This is a genomic window from Curtobacterium sp. PhB137 (assembly GCF_003814955.1).
In the GTDB taxonomy this organism is placed as follows: domain Bacteria; phylum Actinomycetota; class Actinomycetes; order Actinomycetales; family Microbacteriaceae; genus Curtobacterium.
Genome location: NZ_RKQO01000005.1, coordinates 299,133 through 315,271, shown reverse-complemented (window position 1 = coordinate 315,271; position 16,139 = coordinate 299,133). Strand labels below are relative to the sequence as shown.

At 72.4% G+C, this 16,139-nt stretch carries 17 protein-coding genes; 1 reads left to right on the top strand and 16 read right to left on the bottom strand.

The annotated features are described in order from the left end of the window. Window positions 1-66 precede the first annotated feature (66 nt). The 14 genes from lgt to EDF28_RS08030 form a co-directional block, all read right to left on the bottom strand. The gene (lgt, locus tag EDF28_RS08095; protein WP_123294331.1) at window positions 67-1,065 is read right to left on the bottom strand and encodes a prolipoprotein diacylglyceryl transferase; all 999 of its coding nucleotides are present in this window, start codon (window positions 1,063-1,065) and stop codon (window positions 67-69) included. Window positions 1,066-1,163: 98 nt separating this feature from the next. Next, entirely contained in the window at window positions 1,164-1,958 is a 795-nt protein-coding gene (trpA, locus tag EDF28_RS08090) for a tryptophan synthase subunit alpha (RefSeq protein WP_123294330.1), read from the bottom strand. Further along, a complete protein-coding gene (gene trpB / locus EDF28_RS08085) occupies window positions 1,955-3,169 on the bottom strand; it encodes a tryptophan synthase subunit beta (protein WP_123294329.1) in 1,215 nt (404 codons plus the stop codon). The genes trpA and trpB overlap by 4 nt, the downstream gene beginning before the upstream one ends. A 64-nt stretch (window positions 3,170-3,233) precedes the next feature. Then, window positions 3,234-4,019, bottom strand: a complete 786-nt coding sequence (gene trpC / locus EDF28_RS08080) for an indole-3-glycerol phosphate synthase TrpC (protein ID WP_123339898.1) — start codon at window positions 4,017-4,019, stop codon at window positions 3,234-3,236. A 16-nt stretch (window positions 4,020-4,035) separates the two neighbouring features. Further along, the gene (locus tag EDF28_RS19210; protein WP_185094183.1) at window positions 4,036-4,275 is read right to left on the bottom strand and encodes an HGxxPAAW family protein; all 240 of its coding nucleotides are present in this window, start codon (window positions 4,273-4,275) and stop codon (window positions 4,036-4,038) included. Next, window positions 4,272-4,937 carry a Trp biosynthesis-associated membrane protein gene (locus EDF28_RS08070; RefSeq protein ID WP_123339700.1) on the bottom strand — a complete coding sequence of 222 codons (666 nt, stop codon included), beginning with the start codon at window positions 4,935-4,937 and terminating at the stop codon, window positions 4,272-4,274. Before EDF28_RS08070 ends, EDF28_RS19210 begins: the two co-directional genes overlap by 4 nt. Further along, window positions 4,934-6,478: an anthranilate synthase component I gene (locus EDF28_RS08065; RefSeq protein ID WP_123294327.1), complete on the bottom strand. Its 1,545-nt coding sequence runs from the start codon at window positions 6,476-6,478 to the stop codon at window positions 4,934-4,936. Before EDF28_RS08065 ends, EDF28_RS08070 begins: the two co-directional genes overlap by 4 nt. After that, window positions 6,475-6,873, bottom strand: a complete 399-nt coding sequence (hisI, locus tag EDF28_RS08060) for a phosphoribosyl-AMP cyclohydrolase (protein ID WP_123937803.1) — start codon at window positions 6,871-6,873, stop codon at window positions 6,475-6,477. The genes EDF28_RS08065 and hisI overlap by 4 nt, the downstream gene beginning before the upstream one ends. A 43-nt stretch (window positions 6,874-6,916) precedes the next feature. Next, a complete protein-coding gene (gene hisF / locus EDF28_RS08055) occupies window positions 6,917-7,702 on the bottom strand; it encodes an imidazole glycerol phosphate synthase subunit HisF (RefSeq protein WP_243692450.1) in 786 nt (261 codons plus the stop codon). Then, window positions 7,699-8,538, bottom strand: a complete 840-nt coding sequence (gene hisG, locus EDF28_RS08050) for an ATP phosphoribosyltransferase (protein ID WP_111083926.1) — start codon at window positions 8,536-8,538, stop codon at window positions 7,699-7,701. The genes hisF and hisG overlap by 4 nt, the downstream gene beginning before the upstream one ends. A gap of 70 nt (window positions 8,539-8,608) precedes the next feature. Further along, window positions 8,609-8,872, bottom strand: a complete 264-nt coding sequence (locus EDF28_RS08045) for a phosphoribosyl-ATP diphosphatase (protein ID WP_111084162.1) — start codon at window positions 8,870-8,872, stop codon at window positions 8,609-8,611. Window positions 8,873-8,931: 59 nt separating this feature from the next. Further along, entirely contained in the window at window positions 8,932-9,591 is a 660-nt protein-coding gene (rpe, locus tag EDF28_RS08040; protein WP_123937802.1) for a ribulose-phosphate 3-epimerase, read from the bottom strand. Between the two features lie 44 nt (window positions 9,592-9,635). Beyond that, on the bottom strand, window positions 9,636-11,216 hold the full coding sequence (locus EDF28_RS08035) for an RsmB/NOP family class I SAM-dependent RNA methyltransferase (protein ID WP_260154722.1): 1,581 nt from the start codon (window positions 11,214-11,216) through the stop codon (window positions 9,636-9,638). After that, entirely contained in the window at window positions 11,213-12,148 is a 936-nt protein-coding gene (locus tag EDF28_RS08030; protein ID WP_123937801.1) for a methionyl-tRNA formyltransferase, read from the bottom strand. The genes EDF28_RS08035 and EDF28_RS08030 overlap by 4 nt, the downstream gene beginning before the upstream one ends. A 96-nt stretch (window positions 12,149-12,244) precedes the next feature. Between EDF28_RS08030 and EDF28_RS08025 the strand changes: the two genes are divergently transcribed. Then, window positions 12,245-12,700 carry a DUF4383 domain-containing protein gene (locus tag EDF28_RS08025; RefSeq protein ID WP_123937800.1) on the top strand — a complete coding sequence of 152 codons (456 nt, stop codon included), beginning with the start codon at window positions 12,245-12,247 and terminating at the stop codon, window positions 12,698-12,700. Window positions 12,701-12,910: 210 nt separating this feature from the next. On the opposite strand, the gene EDF28_RS08020 is transcribed toward EDF28_RS08025, so the two are convergent. Together EDF28_RS08020 and metK are read right to left on the bottom strand one after the other, a co-directional pair. Next, window positions 12,911-14,917 (bottom strand): primosomal protein N', encoded by a 2,007-nt coding sequence (locus tag EDF28_RS08020; RefSeq protein WP_123937799.1) that lies wholly within the window; start codon window positions 14,915-14,917, stop codon window positions 12,911-12,913. A gap of 8 nt (window positions 14,918-14,925) precedes the next feature. Beyond that, window positions 14,926-16,137, bottom strand: a complete 1,212-nt coding sequence (metK, locus tag EDF28_RS08015) for a methionine adenosyltransferase (RefSeq protein WP_111083919.1) — start codon at window positions 16,135-16,137, stop codon at window positions 14,926-14,928. Window positions 16,138-16,139: the final 2 nt, after the last annotated feature.

The following is a 16,139-nucleotide window of genomic DNA, read 5'->3' as shown; positions in this document are numbered from 1 at the left end:
TGGTGCGTTCCGCCCAGACGGGCGGGACTGGTGCCCGTGCCCCGCTTGTGGCGGGGAGGAGTGCTCCTAGGCGCGGTCAGTGGGAGTCGTGACCGCTCCGGAGCCCTGGGCGACGAGGCGTTCGTCGTCGTCCTCGTGCTCCGAGAAGGTGTCGTCGGAGTCTACATCGGACTTCGGACGCGGCTCGCGACCGGGCAGGTACGGGCTCGGCTCCTTGCCGGTGTGCCGACGGGTCTGCACGATGAAGATGACGATGCCGAGCAGGATGGCCGCGAACGACATCCAGACGTTCGTGCGGATGCCCGCGAAGGTCTCGCTGGTGTCGACGCGGATCGACTCGAGGAAGGACCGGCCGACGCCGTACCAGATCAGGTACAGGGCGAGGACCTTGCCCCACTGCAGCGTGAACTTGCGGTCGAGCAGCAGGATGACGACGACGCCCAGGACGTTCCAGATGATCTCGTAGAGGAACGTCGGGTGGAACAGCGTGCCCTCGGGCAGGCCCTTCGGGAACGCGGCGTTCGTCGACTCGATCTGCAGGCCCCACGGCAGGCTGGTCGGCATGCCGAAGAGCTCGTGGTTGAAGTAGTTGCCGAGCCGACCGAAGGCCTGTGCGAGCAGCACCCCGGGCACGACGGCGTCGATGAACGACGTGAACCGCAGGCCGACCTGGCGGCAGCCGATCCAGGCACCGACGGACCCGAGGATCAGGGCGCCGAAGATCGCGAGCCCGCCCTCCCAGATGTACAGGAAGGACAGCGGGTCGATGCCGGGGCCGAAGTAGTCCGACACGTGCGTGAACACGTGGAAGAGCCGGCCGCCGATGATGCCGGCGGGCACCGCCCAGATCGCGATGTCGATGATGATCCAACGCTCGACGCCGCGCGCGTTGAGGCGGCGGTTCGCGAGCAGGACCGCGGCGACGATCCCGAGCAGGATGCAGATCGCGTACGCGTGGATGCGGAAGTCGAGCGGCAGCGACCAACCGAACACGTCGCGCAGCCAGGCGGTCAGGTCGAAGTACTGCCAGGCGGTGCTCGGGCTCGGGATGCTCAGGAGGGGCATGGAGGAACGGTCGCCTTTCGGAACTGACGGGGCGCGGTGTCGACGTGTCGTCGGCCCCGCTCACTGTAGCGCGGGTCGTGGGCCCGCCAGGAACTGGACTAGGAGCGGCGGGCGCCGGTGGTGAGGTCGGCCGCGCGGTCGGCGACCCCCTGCACCCCGAGGTCGGCCAGTGCGCGGACGAACGCCGAGCCGACGATCGCGCCGTCGGCGTACTCCAGGACCTCGGCGACCTGCTCGGCCGTCGAGATGCCGAGGCCCACGCAGGTGCGCGCGACGCCGGCGTCACGGAGCCGCGACACCACGGTGCGTGCAGCGACGTCGACGCCGGCCCGTGCTCCGGTGACGCCCATCGTCGAGACGGCGTAGACGAACCCGCGGCTCGCCTGCACCGCCTGCTGCATCCGGGAGTCGGACGAGGACGGTGCCGCGAGGAACACGCGGTCCAGGCCGGTCCGCTCCGACGAGGCCATCCACTCGGCGGCTTCGTCCGGGATCAGGTCGGGCGTGATGAGGCCCGCGGCTCCGGCGGCGACGAGGTCGTCGGCGAAGCGGTCCACGCCGTAGCGGAGCACAGGGTTCCAGTACGTCATCACGAGCACCGGCACGTCGGCGCGCTCGGTGATCTGGTGCACGGCATCGAAGACCTGCGCGACCCGGAAGCCGTTCGCCAGGCTCTCCTCGGCCGCACGCTGGATGACCGGACCGTCCATGACGGGGTCGGAGTACGGCAGGCCGAGCTCGATGACGTCCACGCCGTTCTCGGCGAGGGCGACGGCAGCGTCGACGCTGGTCTGCACGTCGGGGTACCCGGCGGGCAGGTAGCCGACGACGGCCCCGGCACGCTCGGCGTTGGCGGTGTCGATCGTCGTGGCGACGGTCTGGTTCGTGGTCACAGCTGCACCGCGTTCTCGTCGAGGATGCCGAAGTAGCGACTGGCGGACGCCACGTCCTTGTCGCCACGGCCGGACAGGTTCACGAGCACGACGCCCTCGGGGCCGAGCTCCTTGCCGAGCTTCATCGCACCCGCGAGCGCGTGCGCCGACTCGATCGCCGGGATGATGCCCTCGGTCTGGCTGAGCAGCCGGAACGCCTCCATCGCCTCGGTGTCGGTGATCGGCGCGTACTGTGCGCGACCGATCGACGCCAGGTAGGCGTGCTCCGGCCCGACGCTCGGGTAGTCGAGCCCGGCGGAGATGCTGTGGCTCTCGATGGTCTGGCCGTCCTCGTCCTGCATGAGGTAGGACTTCGCGCCCTGCAGGACGCCTTCGCGACCGAGCGTGATGCTCGCGGCGTGCCGACCGGTCTCCACGCCGTCGCCACCGGCCTCGAAGCCGTGCAGCGCGACGGACTCGTCGTCGAGGAACGCCTCGAAGATGCCCATCGCGTTCGAGCCGCCACCGACGCACGCGGCGACGGCGTCGGGGAGACGCCCGACGCGGTCGAGGACCTGCTGGCGGGCCTCTTCACCGATCACCTTGTGGAACTCGCGCACCATCTCGGGGAACGGGTGCGGGCCGGCGACCGTGCCGAGCAGGTAGTGGGTCGAGTCGACGTTCGCCACCCAGTCGCGGAGGGCCTCGTTGATGGCGTCCTTCAGCGTGCGCGATCCGGTCTCGACCGGGATCACCTCGGCGCCGAGCAGGCGCATCCGGGCGACGTTGAGCGCCTGCCGTTCGGTGTCGACGGCACCCATGTACACGACGCAGTCCATGCCGAACAGCGCAGCCGCGGTCGCCGTGGCCACGCCGTGCTGGCCGGCACCGGTCTCCGCGATGAGGCGGGTCTTGCCGAGCCGACGGGCCACGAGCGCCTGACCGAGCACGTTGTTGATCTTGTGCGACCCGGTGTGGTTCAGGTCCTCGCGCTTCAGGATCACGCGGGCACCACCGGCGTGCTTCGCGAACCGCGGCACCTCGGTGATGATCGACGGACGACCGGTGTAGTCGCGCTGGAGCTCGTCGAGCTCGGCACGGAAGGCCGGGTCCGCCCAGGCCGTGCGGAAGGCGGCCTCGAGCTCGTCGAGCGCGAGGACGAGCGACTCGGGGACGAAGCGTCCGCCGAAGTCACCGAAGTACGGGCCGTGCAGGTCGCGGAGTGAGGTCACGATGGGTCTTCCCGGGACGTGTCCGACGCGACCGGCGGTGCCGGTGGTCGGACGGGTGGAACGTTCAGCCGCGGTCGGCGGCCTCGATGAACGACGCGAGGGTGGCGGCGGGGTCTGCACCCGTGACGAGCGCTTCCCCGACCAGGACGACGTCGGCACCCGCTGCGCGGTAGTGGGCGACGTCGGCGGGACCGGCGACGGCGGACTCGGCGACGCGCACGACCCCGTCGGGGATGCGGTCGGCGAGCGACCCGAACAGGTCGCGGTCGAGCGAGAAGTCGGTGAGGTCGCGCGCGTTGACGCCGAGGATCCGCGCACCGGCGTCGAGGCCACGGGAGACCTCGTCGGCGGAGTGCGCCTCGACCAGCACGCGCATGCCGAGTTCTTCGGCCAGCGTGTGGAGCTCGACCAGCTGCTGCTGCTCGAGCGCGGCCACGATGAGCAGCACGACGTCGGCGCCGGCGGCCCGGGCCTCGACGACCTGGTACGGGTCGGCGATGAAGTCCTTGCGCAGCACGGGGATGCCCACGCGGGCTTTGACGGCTTCGAGGTCGGCGAGACTGCCGAGGAACTTGCGCCCCTCGGTCAGGACGCTGATCGTCGACGCGCCACCGCGCTCGTAGTCGGCTGCGAGTGCGGCCGGGTCCTCGATGGGGGCCATCGAGCCACGGGACGGGCTGGCGCGCTTGACCTCGGCGAGGATCTTCACCCGGTCGCCCGGGGCGAGGAACGCGAGGGCGTCGAGCGGCGACGCCACCCGGTCGAGGTCGCGTTCGACGTCCGAGTACGGGCGGTCGACGCGACGGGCGGCGGCGTCCTCGAGCGCGCCCGCGACGAGGGTCTCGAGCACGTTCGGCATGCGAGTCCTACTCGGCGTGCTGCTTGGCGACGTACTTCGGGCCGTTCACGCCGTAACCGGCCTTCGCCATGACCGCGCCGATGACGAGACCGATGACGACGACGGCAGCGGAGACCCAGACGCCCCACGGCTGGTCGAACCAGAAGAACAGCGTGCCTGCCGCGAATCCGATCAGCATGATCACGACGGCGGTCCAGGCGGCCGGCGAGTGGCCTTCGCCGAGTTCTGCGGGCTCAGTGTTGCTCACGGTGCTCCTCGTTCTGCTCCGGCGTCGTCGGTCGACCGACGCCCATCCGATCCTACCGTGCCGTCGGTCGGGTCGACCCCAGCACTGAGGTCGTCCCAGTCCACGACGGCGTCGCGCACGACCGGGGCTGCGGCGCGGGCGTCGGCGGCGGCTCCCGCGGTCGCCGCGCCGTACTTCCGGCTCGGACCGGGCCACGCACGCTGCACCACGATGACGACGACACCGAGCAGGACGGCCAGGACCCCACCGGCGATGCCGACGGCCGGCCAGAGCGACACGTCGACGCCGGACACGACGCGGCGCACGGCGGTCAGGTCGCTGACCCCGGCCACCGCGCCGACGGCACCCTTCGCCGCGGCGACCGGGTCACCGAGTGCGGTGATGCCGCTGACCACGACGCCGAGTCCGAGCAGGATCTCGACGCACGCGAGCACGATGCGCAGCACCCGGCCGGCGATGGTCATCGCGAGGAACAGGGCCAGGCTCGCGATCGCCAGGGCGGTGTACTGCGGCACGACCGCGGCCCCGTCGGCGTCGACCGTCGAGGTGACTGCCGCACCGGCGTGCAGGTCCACGGTGAACCAGGTCTGCGTCCACGCGAGCATTATGATGCCGGCGACGAGCAGTCCGGCGACGACGACGATCGGGCGCGAGCGCTTCACGAGCGCACCTCGCGCATCCGGTTCGCCGTGGCCACGGCCCGCAGGGGTGCCGCCGCCTTGTTGATGGTCTCCTCGTGCTCGGTGGCCGGGTCGGAGTCCGCCACCAGGCCGGCACCGGCCTGCACCCGTGCCACGCCGTCCTTGATCAGGGCGGTGCGGATCGCGATCGCGATGTCCGCGTCACCGGCGAAGTCGAAGTAGCCGACGACACCGGCGTAGGCACCGCGCTTCGCCGGCTCGAGCTCGTCGATGATCTCCAGCGCGCGGGGCTTCGGCGCACCGGACAGGGTGCCGGCCGGGAACGTCGCCCGGAACACGTCGATGGCGGACATCCCCGGACGCACCGCACCCTCGACGCTCGACACCAGGTGCATGATGTGACTGAAGCGCTCGACCGTCATGAACTCGGTGACCGCGACGGTACCGGGCTCGCAGACCTTCTGCAGGTCGTTGCGGGCCAGGTCGACGAGCATCAGGTGCTCGGCGCGTTCCTTCGGGTCGTCGAGCAGGTCGTCGCCGAAGCGGACGTCCTCTTCCGGGGTCGCACCACGTGGACGCGACCCGGCGATCGGGTGCGTGATGGCGCGGCCGGACTGCACCTTCACCAGGGCCTCCGGCGAGGCGCCGACGATCCAGTACCGCTCGTCGGCGGTGTCCGCCAGGGCCAGGAAGTACATGTACGGACTCGGGTTCAACGTCCGGAGGACCCGGTACACGTCGAGCGGGTCGGCGGTCACCTCGTGGTCGAAGCGCTGCGAGATCACGACCTGGAACACGTCGCCGTCGCGGATGAACTCCTTCGAGCGCTCCACCGCGGCCATGTACTCGTCCGGCGTGGAACGGTGCGTCGGCGTCGGCTCGGCGATCTCGAACGCCTCGGCGACGGTCGCGACGCTCGGCTGGACGAGGTCGGCCTGCAGGCGGTCGAGGCGGCGCTGCGCGTCGGACCAGAGCGTGTCGGCGTCGTCGGTGCCGTCGTTCAGCACGCTCGCGACGAGCAGGACGAGCCCCGTGCGGTGGTCGAGCGCGACGAGCTCGGAGACGAAGGACAGTGCCTGTCCGGGCACGTCGAAGTCGGCCGGCGGCACGTTCGGCAGGTGCTCGAGCTGGCGCACGGCCTCCCACCCGATGAACCCGACCGTCCCGCCGACGAGCGGCGGGGAGCCGGGCACCCGCGGGGTGGCCCAGCGCTCGTGCAGGCGTGCCAGGACCTCGAGCGGTTCGCCGTCGAGTGAGCCGACCGCACGTTCGGCGTCGATGCCGGTGTCGATCCAGGCGGCGCGGTCGCCCTCCTGCGTGAGGACGCCGAAGCTGCGCACACCGACGAACGACCAGCGCGACCAGAGGCCGCCCTGGCCCGCGGACTCCAGCAGGAACGACCCGGGCCGGCCGTCGGCGAGCTTCCGGTAGACACCCACCGGCGTCTCGCTGTCGGCGTAGAGCGCGCGCACCACCGGGACGACGCGGTGGTCGCTCAGCAGCGCGTCGAACTCCGGCCGGGAGGTCGTGTGCGGCGCATCGGAGATCGTCGCGGTCGTCATCGGGTCGCCTCCACTGCCGTGTCGGCCGGGGCTGACGCCGTCGTGGGCGCGAGCGGATCGACGTCGAAGCAGCGGTGCGCCCCGGTGTGGCACGCGGCACCGACCTGCTGCACGGTGACGAGCAGGGTGTCGGCGTCGCAGTCGAACGCCGCGTCGCGCACGTACTGCGCGTGCCCCGACGTGTCGCCCTTCCGCCAGTACTCGTTCCGCGACCGCGACCAGAAGGTCACGCGCCCCTCGGTGAGGGTGCGGCGGAGCGCTTCCCGGTCCATGTACCCGAGCATGAGGACGTCCTTCGACGACTCCTCTTGCACGATGGCGGGGAGCAGCCCGTCCGCACCGAAACGTGCGCGGTCGAGGACCGCGTCGGTGTCGGTGCTGGTGCTGTCGGTCATGAGACTCCTAGCCTACGGCGGCGGATCAGCGGGCGGCGGCGGTTCAGCGGACGGCGTGGCCGGTCGCGCGCAGCGCGGCCTTGACGTCGCCCACCGTCATCTCGCCACGGTGGAAGACGGACGCGGCGAGGAGGGCATCCGCACCCGCGTCGACAGCGGGGGCGAAGTGGTCGACCCGACCCGCGCCTCCCGAGGCGATGACCGGGACCCGCGCGACCGACCGCACCGCGGCGACGAGCTCGAGGTCGAACCCGTTCTTCGTGCCGTCCGCGTCGATGGAGTTGACGAGCAGCTCCCCCGCACCCCGCTCGACGGCGTCGCGCGCCCAGGCGATCGCGTCGATGTCGGTCTCCGTGCGGCCGCCGTGCGTGGTGACCACGAAGCCGGACGCAGTCCGGTCGGAGCGCTTGACGTCGAGCGACAGCACCACGGCCTGCGCGCCGAACCGGTCGGCGATCTCGCCGACGAGGTCGGGCCGGGCGATCGCGGCGCTGTTCACGCCGATCTTGTCCGCGCCGCACTGCTGCAGGCGGGACACGTCGTCGACGGAACGGACGCCGCCACCGACCGTGAGCGGGATGAACACCTGCTCGGCGGTGCGGGTGACCGTGTCGTACATCGTGGCGCGGTTCTCGACCGTGGCACCGACGTCGAGGAAGGTCAGCTCGTCAGCGCCCTGCTCGTAGTAGCGCGCGGCGAGCTCGACCGGGTCACCGGCGTCCTGCAGATCGAGGAAGTTCACGCCCTTGACGACCCGGCCGCCCTTGACGTCGAGGCACGGGATGACGCGGACGGCCACGCCGCCCGGCGCCGTGGCTGCCGCGGTCACAGCCGGGCCGCGTGGATCGGGCTGACGAGGATGGCGCGGGCACCGAGGTCGTACAGGGCGTCCATGATGAGGTTCGCGTCGTCGCGCGGGATCATCACGCGCACCGCGGACCAGTCACGGCCGTGCAGCGGCGAGACCGTCGGCGACTCGATGCCGGACGCGACTGCCGTCGCCTGCTCGAGCAGCGCGGTGGGGATGTCGTAGTCGAGCATGACGTAGCCGCGGGCGACGAGCACGCCCTGCAGCCGACGGCGGAGCACGTCGATGCCCGGGATCGTCTCGTCGGTCGACACCAGCAGCGCGGTCGACTCGAGGATGACCGGACCGAAGATCTCGAGGCCGGCCTGCCGCAGCGTGCTGCCCGTCGACACCACGTCGGCCACGGCGTCGGCGACACCGAGACGCACGGCGCTCTCGACGGCCCCGTCGAGCTTGACGAGCGTCGCCGTCACCCCGTGGCGAGCGAGGAAGTCGCCGACCAGGCCCGGGTAGCTCGTCGCGACCCGGACGCCGTCGAGGTCCTGCAGCGTGCTGTACCGGCCCGGCGTGCCGGCGAACCGGAACGTGGAGTCCGCGAAGCCGAGCGCGTCGACCTCGTGCGCCTCGGAACCGGAGTCGAGCAGCAGGTCGCGGCCGGTGATCCCGACGTCGAGTGCGCCGGAGCCGACGTAGGTCGCGATGTCCCGCGGGCGGAGGAAGAAGAACTCGACGCCGTTGCGCTCGTCGAGCAGGTGCAGCGCCTTCGGGTCGCGGCGACCGGCGTACCCGGCCTCGCGCAGCATGTCGGACGCGGTCTCGGACAGGGAACCCTTGTTGGGCACGGCGATGCGGAGCATCAGGGGGTCTGCTTTCTGGTCGGGGTCGTGGCGGATCGAGGTCGGTGCACGGGCAGTGCCCGAGCGCGCCCTACAGATGTCGCCAGATGTCCGCCGGGGACAGCCCCTTCGCCACCATGAGGACCTGCAGGTGGTACACGAGCTGCGAGATCTCCTCCGAGGTGCGCTCGTCGCCCTCGTACTCGGCCGCCATCCAGACCTCGGCCGCTTCTTCCACGATCTTCTTGCCGATCTGGTGCACGCCGGCGTCCAGTTCGGCGACGGTGCCGGAGCCCTCGGGGCGCGTGCGCGCCTTCTCGGTGAGCTCCTGGAACAGGTCGTCGAACGTCTTCACGCGGTCCAGGCTACCGGTCTCCGCTGACGCTGCCGACGTACCGTCCGGACGGGTCGCGCTCATGCCCGCGCCCGCGCGGCCGCTTCGCGCAGGTCCGTGATCCGCGCGGCGGGCTCACCGCCGTACACGGCCGACCCGGCGACGAGCGTGTCGGCGCCGCTGCGCACGGCCTCGGGCACGGTGTCCACCGAGATGCCGCCGTCGACCTCGAGCCACACGTCGAGTCCCGAGGCGTCGACCGCCGCACGGGCGTCGGCGAGCTTCGGCATCACGGACGGCATGAACGACTGCCCGCCGAAGCCGGGCTCGACGGTCATGAGCAGGATCATGTCGTAGGCGTCGAGGTGGTGCAGCACCTGCGTGATCGGGGTGGCCGGCTTCACCGCGACGGCCGCGCGGGCGCCGTTCGAGCGGATCGCGGCGGCCGTGGCCACGGGGTCGTCCGCGGCCTCGAAGTGGAACGTCACGCTCGACGCACCGGTCTCGGCGTACTTCGGTGCGTTGACGTCGGCGTCGGTGATCATGAGGTGCACGTCGAGCGGCACCGGGGAGACCTGCTGCAGGCGCTCGACGATCGGCAGCCCGAGCGTCAGGTTCGGCACGAAGTGGTTGTCCATCACGTCGACGTGCACCAGGTCGGCGGTCTCGATGCGGTGGAGTTCACGCTCGAGGTTCGCGAAGTCGGCGGACAGGATGCTCGGCGAGATGCGGATCGTCACCGGGCAAGCCTACCGGCGCGAGCGCGACGCCCCGCTCGACGGCCTCAGCCGACGCGACGGAACAACGCGATGAACATCGCGTCCGTGCCGACCCGGTGCGGCCAGAGCTGCGCCGTCGCGCCGTCCGCGATCTCCGGGTCGCGCGCGGCGACCCCCCGGACGATCGTCGCGGTGTCGAGCTGCTCGAGGACTCCCCCGTGCCGCCCCATCAGCGCGTCGACCTGCCCGCGCGTCTCGGCCAGGTGCGGTGAGCACGTGACGTACGCGAGCGTCCCGCCCGGTGCGAGCACCCGGACCGCGGCGTCGAGCAGCTCGGCCTGCAGGGCCGCGAGCTCCTGGACGTCCTCGGGGGTCTTGCGCCATCGCGCTTCCGGACGCCGACGCAGGGCGCCGAGGCCGGTGCACGGCGCGTCGAGCAGGATGCGGTCGAAGGTCATCCCGGTGCCGTCGCGGCCGTAGCGCCGGGCGTCGCCCTCGACGACGCGGACGTGGTCGCCGAACACCCCGAGGGCGTTCCGCACGAGTCCGGCACGTGCCGGCACGAGCTCGTTCGCGACGAGGGTCGCGCCGCCCTGCTGCGCCTCGGCGGCGAGCAGCGCGGCCTTGCCGCCGGGGCCGGCGCACATGTCGAGCCAGCGCTCACCCGCGCGGACCTCGGACGACCGGCTCAGCGCGAGGGCGGCGAGCTGCGAGCCCTCGTCCTGCACGCGCAGGCGCCCGGCAGCGACGCCCGGCACGCGCGCGGGGTCACCGGAGATGCCCCGGATCCCGACGGGCGAGACCGGCAGGGCGTCGGCGGCCGGCACGGGGTCGGCGGTCCGGACGGGAGGCACGGTGCCGGTCGCGCCGTCGGCCTCCGGTTCGCCGTCGGCGGGCACCAGGGCCGCGGGCACGTCCGCCGCGCCGGTCGCGTCGGCGAACGCGGCATCGGCGTCGGCGTCGTCGTCTGCGTCCGGCACCGTGCGCGTGGTCGCGGTGGCGATGTCCTCGTCGGTGGCGAGCCCGGGCAGCGCCGCGAGCTGCACCCGGGGCGCGGCGTTGTCGGCGGCGAGCAGGGCGGCGAGCTCGTCGCGGGAGCGTTCGGCGGCGAGGGCGTCGCGCAGTGCCGAGACGACCCAGACCGGGTGCGACCACCGCGTGGCGAGCAGGGCGTCGCCACCACGGCCCTCGGTGATCTGCGCGTCCCACTCGTCGTCGGTGCGCGCGGCGATCTTGCGCATCACGGCGTTCACGAAGCCGGTGGCACGGCGGGCACCGACCTCGCGGGCGAGCTCGACCGTGGCGTCGACCGCGGCGTGCGTCGGGGTGCGCATGGCGAGCAGCTGGTGGGCGCCGAGCCGCATCACGTCGAGGACGTCGGCCTCGATGTTCTCCGGCCGACGACCCGACGCCAGCGCGATGATGACGTCGTAGCGACCGAGCATCCGGATCGAGCCGTACGTGAGCTCGGTGGCGAACGCGGCGTCGCGCGCGGTGAGGCCGGCGCGACGGATGCGTGTCGGCAGCAGCAGGTTCGCGTACGCGTCGTCGACCTGCACGGCGCGGAGCACGTCGAACGCGACACGACGGGCGTTCGCGGGACGGGGACCGCGGCGGGCGCCCCGGGTGTTCGTCGGCTGGCTCATGCGAGGACCTTCCCGTCCAGTTCGCCCAGGCCACGGGCCCAGGCTGCGGCGTCCATCGCCTTCTTGCCGGCCGGCTGCACCTCGAGCAGCGCCAGCGGAGTGTCACCGGTCCCGACCAGCAGCCGACCGCCGTGGAGTGCCAGCGCACCGGGCGCGAGCTGCGGGGCGGGGTCCGCGGGGCCTCCTGTCAGGCGGTTGCTGCGGAGCAGCTTCACGCGGGTCTCGCCGAGGTGGGCGTACGCGCCGGGCTCGGGGGTGACCCCGCGCAGACGGGCGTGCACGACCGCCGCCGGAGCGTCGAAGTCGATGCGCCCGTCGTCGATGGTCGTCTTCGGCGCGAGCGTCGGCTCGCCGGTCTGCTCGGTCGCGACGGCCGTGCCGGCGGCGATGGCGTCGACCACTCGGGCGACGGTCTCGGCGCCGGACTCCGCCATGGCGGCGAGGACCTCGCCGGCGGTCGCCTCCGGGTCGATCTCGAACGGGTCCGCCGCGAACACCGGGCCGGCGTCGAGCGCCTCGACGAGCTGGAAGACCGACGCGGCGGTGCGGGTGTCCCCCGCCATCACGGCCCGCTGGACCGGCGCCGCGCCGCGGTACGCCGGCAGGTCGGAGAAGTGCAGGTTGACCCAGCCGAGGCGCGGGGCGTCGAGCGCGGGACGGCGGAGCAACGCGCCGTAGGCGACGATGACACCGAGGTCGACGTCGAGCGCAGCGATGCGCGCGGTGACGTCGTCGTCGACGCGGCTCGCCTCGATGACGGGCAGCCCGAGCTCCGCGGCGACCTGCGCGACCGGCGTCGGCGTCAGCACGCGCTTCCGGCCCTGCGGTGTCGGCGGACGCGTGAGGACCGCGGCGATCTCGTGGTCGGACGCCGCCAGACGGCGGAGGGTGGGGACGGCCGCAGCGGGGCTGCCGGCGACGACGAGACGCATGGGTTCGATCCTCCCACGCGCGCGCTCGGTGGACTGACCCGAACCGGGCCCGCGCCGGGTGGGTACGGTCTGCGGCACAGCACGAGAGGGGTTCCCATGTCCGACGTCACCACGCCCACCGACCGCTTCGCAGGGTCCAGCATCCAGAAGGTCGCGCTGCTCGTCGGCGTCGTGTTCCTGCTGGTCGGGATCGCCGGGTTCGTGCCCGGGCTGACGTCCGGCTCGCTCGCGGGCGCCGGCCACGGGTCGATGGCGATGCTGCTCGGGGTCTTCCAGGTGTCGGTGCTGCACAACGTCGTGCACCTGCTGTTCGGGGTCGTCGGAGTCCTCGCGGCGGCGTACGCCACCGGGTCGCGGATGTACCTGGTGCTCGGCGGGGTCGTCTACTTCGTGCTCTGGGTCTACGGGCTGTTCACCGCCGGGCACTCGTTCGGCGCGAACTTCGTACCGCTGAACTGGGCGGACAACTGGCTGCACCTCGTGCTCGCGGTCGGGATGGTCGCGCTCGGCGTGGTGTTCCCGCGCGTCGGCGGGCGGGCCGTGCGCGCCTGACGCTGCTGCGCGGCGGACTCGTTTCGCGACGAACCACTCGTCGATCGACGCGTGGATCGTCGGAAGGTGCACACGCATCGGGTGCGTGCGCATCGGCCGACAGAACACGAGGTGATCGACGCGTGGAACGTCGCAAGGTGCGAACGCACACGGCCCGGGAGGCGCAGCGCAGCTCCGCCACGCAGGCCTCGGTCCGGCGGCCGGTGCGGGTCAGACCTCGCTGAAGGGTTCGGCGTCGTCGAGCCGGACCCGCAGCGTCGGTGCCGCCCGACGCCGGTTGCCGCCCTTCAGCACCCGCCGGGTCGACGACCGCCGGATGACCTCGGCCTTCAGGGTCGCCGCGACCTCGGCACCGTGGGCGTACGGGAACCGCACGATCGCTCGGACCGTGCCCGGCAGGGCGTCGTCCTCGACGGGGACCGGGCCGAGCACCGGGCCCGCGGTCGCCCCCTCGAGGGCCTCGACCGCAGCGGTCACGGCCTCGTCGGTGCCGGTCATCGTCGCCACGCGGACCGCCGGCGGGAAGTGCAGCTCACGCCGGTCGGTGAGTTCGTCGTGCGCGGGACCGTCGAGCCGCCAGAGCGCCATCGCCGTCGCGAGCTTGCCGCCGATGCCGACCAGGTACGCCTCGGCCCCGGGAGCACCCTTCGCCGCGGCGTTCGTCCAGAAGCGGAGCACGTCCTCCTGCACGCGCAGTCCTTCGCGCGCGAGCATCTTCTCGCCGTCGAGCAACAGCACGCACGCGTAGCCTCCGGGCACGCTCGGCTCGGCGCCACGGGTCGCGACGACGACGGAGGGCCTCGCGGGCACCTCGTCGAGCGGGCGTGAGCCGTCGGCCACCACGATCCGGGTGCCGGGGAACGCCCGCCCGAGTTCGTCGGCGGTGCGTTGAGCGCCCTGTCCCACGGGCTTCACGGTGCCGTTGCCGCACGTCGGGCAGCGGAACCCCACGGCGAGGGCACCGCAGAACCGGCACTGCGGCGTGGCACCGCGGTGCGGACTGCCGAGCGGACCGCCGCAGATCCGGCAGTGCGCCCGCTCACCGCACTCCGCGCAGACGAGCCCGGTGCCGAACCCGGGGCTCGCGACCTGCACGAGCACCGGGCCGTGCTGGCTGGCCTCGCGCGCGGCACGCCAGGCGGAGCTCGGGATGCGCGCCTGTGCGGCGTACCCCTCGGCCGAGGTCTGCTGCACGGTGGGGATGACCTTCGGGGTCTTCACCCGGAACGGCGTGACGTCCTGCAGCCAGTGCAGTTCGACGAGCCGCTGCACGTCGGTGCTGCGGGCGTGCGAGACGAACAGCAGTGCGGCACCCGACTGCGCAGCCCGCACGAGGGCGACGTCACGCGTGTGCACGTACGGCGCGCGCTGCTCGATGAACGAGGCGTCGCCGTCGTCCCACATCGCGATGAGCCCGAGGTCGGTCGCCGGTGCGTACACCGCCGTCCGGTTGCCGATCGCGACGACGGGGTGCGTCCGCGCCTGCAGCAGTGCCTTGGCCCGCTGACCGTTCGTCTGCTTGGCGTCGAAGCGCACGACCCGTTCCGGCGGCAGCACCGCGAGCAGCGCGCGCTCGAGGTCGATCACGTCGCGGAAGTCGGGGACGGCGATGACGGCGGACTGCTCGCTCGCCAGCGTGTGGGCGGCGGCCTGGGCGAGGGTGGCTGCCCAACCGGGCACCCAGATCGGATCGGAGTCGCCGTCGCCCTCGTCGCTGGTGGGCCCGGCCAGCGCCACCGGGTGTGGAACGGCAGCGACCGCAGCGCGATCGTGCTCGGCGATCACGCCTTCGAGCATGCCCGGGGTGTAGCCGGTCACCGGCGGTGCGGACACCGGGGGCGGGGACCACGAGGTGTCCCGCGCGAGCCAGGCCTTCTCGGCGCGGACCTGGCGGGTCGGCACGGCCAGGCGGAGGACGTCCGACGCCACACCGGCGGCGCGGTCGGCCACGGCGCGGGCGAGCTTCCAGATCTCCGGCGCCAGGACCGGGACGGGTGACACCAGGGTCTCGATCGCGCTGAGTTCACCCGGGTAGTCGCCCTCGTCGACGATCTCGACGACGTAGCCGTCGGACATCCGGGCCCCGGTGCGGAGCGGGACCTTCACGCGGACGCCCGGCACGCAGTCGTCCTCGAGCTCGGCCGGCACCCGGTAGTCGAACAGACGGTCCAACTGCGGGAGCGGCGAGTCGAGGACGACGCGCGCGACGGTGGTCACGCGGTGCCTCAGACGGCGGCGGTGACGAGCCCTGCGGCGGCGCGGAGTTCCTCGACGCGGTCGAGCTGCTCCCAGGTGAACCCGGGGAGCTCGCGGCCGAAGTGTCCGTACGTCGCGGTCTGCGCGTAGATCGGACGGAGCAGGTCGAGGTCGCGGATGATCGCGGCCGGACGCAGGTCGAAGACCTGGCGGATCGCGGCTTCGATCGTGGCGTCGTCGACGTGTCCGGTGCCGAAGGTCTCGACGTAGAGCCCGACGGGCTTCGCGCGGCCGATCGCGTAGGCGACCTGCACCTCGAGCCGGTCGGCGAGGCCCGCGGCGACCGCGTTCTTCGCGACCCAGCGCAGCGCGTACGCCGCCGAGCGGTCGACCTTCGACGGGTCCTTGCCGCTGAACGCGCCGCCGCCGTGACGGGAGGCCCCGCCGTAGGTGTCGACGATGACCTTGCGGCCGGTGAGTCCGGCGTCGCCCTGGGGGCCACCGATCTCGAAGCGACCCGTCGGGTTGACGATGACGTCGACGTGCGAGGAGTCGAGGTCGACGAGGTCGAGCACCGGACGGATCACGTGCTCGGTGATCTCGGCGGTGAGCTGCTCCAGCGTGACGCTCGGCGAGTGCTGCGTCGACAGGACGACGGTCTCGACGGTCTTCGGCACGACGCCGTCGTAGCCGACGGTGACCTGCGTCTTGCCGTCCGGGCGCAGGAACGCCAGCTCGCCGGACTTGCGCACGGCGGCCAGACGCTCGGCCAGGCGGTGGGCGAGCCAGATCGCGACCGGCATGTACTCGGGGGTCTCGTTCGTCGCGAAGCCGAACATGATGCCCTGGTCGCCGGCACCCTGACGGTCGAGCGGGTCGACGGCGCCGGTGCGGGAGTCGAGCGACTCGTCGACGCCCTGCGCGATGTCCGGCGACTGCGCACCGATCGACACCTCGACGCCGCACGTGGCGCCGTCGAAGGAGACGTCCGACGAGTTGTAGCCGATGCCCGTGATGACGTCACGGACGAGCTTGGGGATCTCGACGTAGCCCGAGGTCGTGACCTCGCCGGCGACGTGCACGAGGCCGGTCGTCACCATCGTCTCGACGGCGACCCGAGCGTGCGGGTCCACCGTGAGCAGTGCGTCGAGGATGCTGTCCGAGATCTGGTCGCAGATCTTGTCGGGGTGCCCCTCGGTCACCGACTCGGACGTGAAGAGGCGCAGAGCAGCTGCAGTCACCG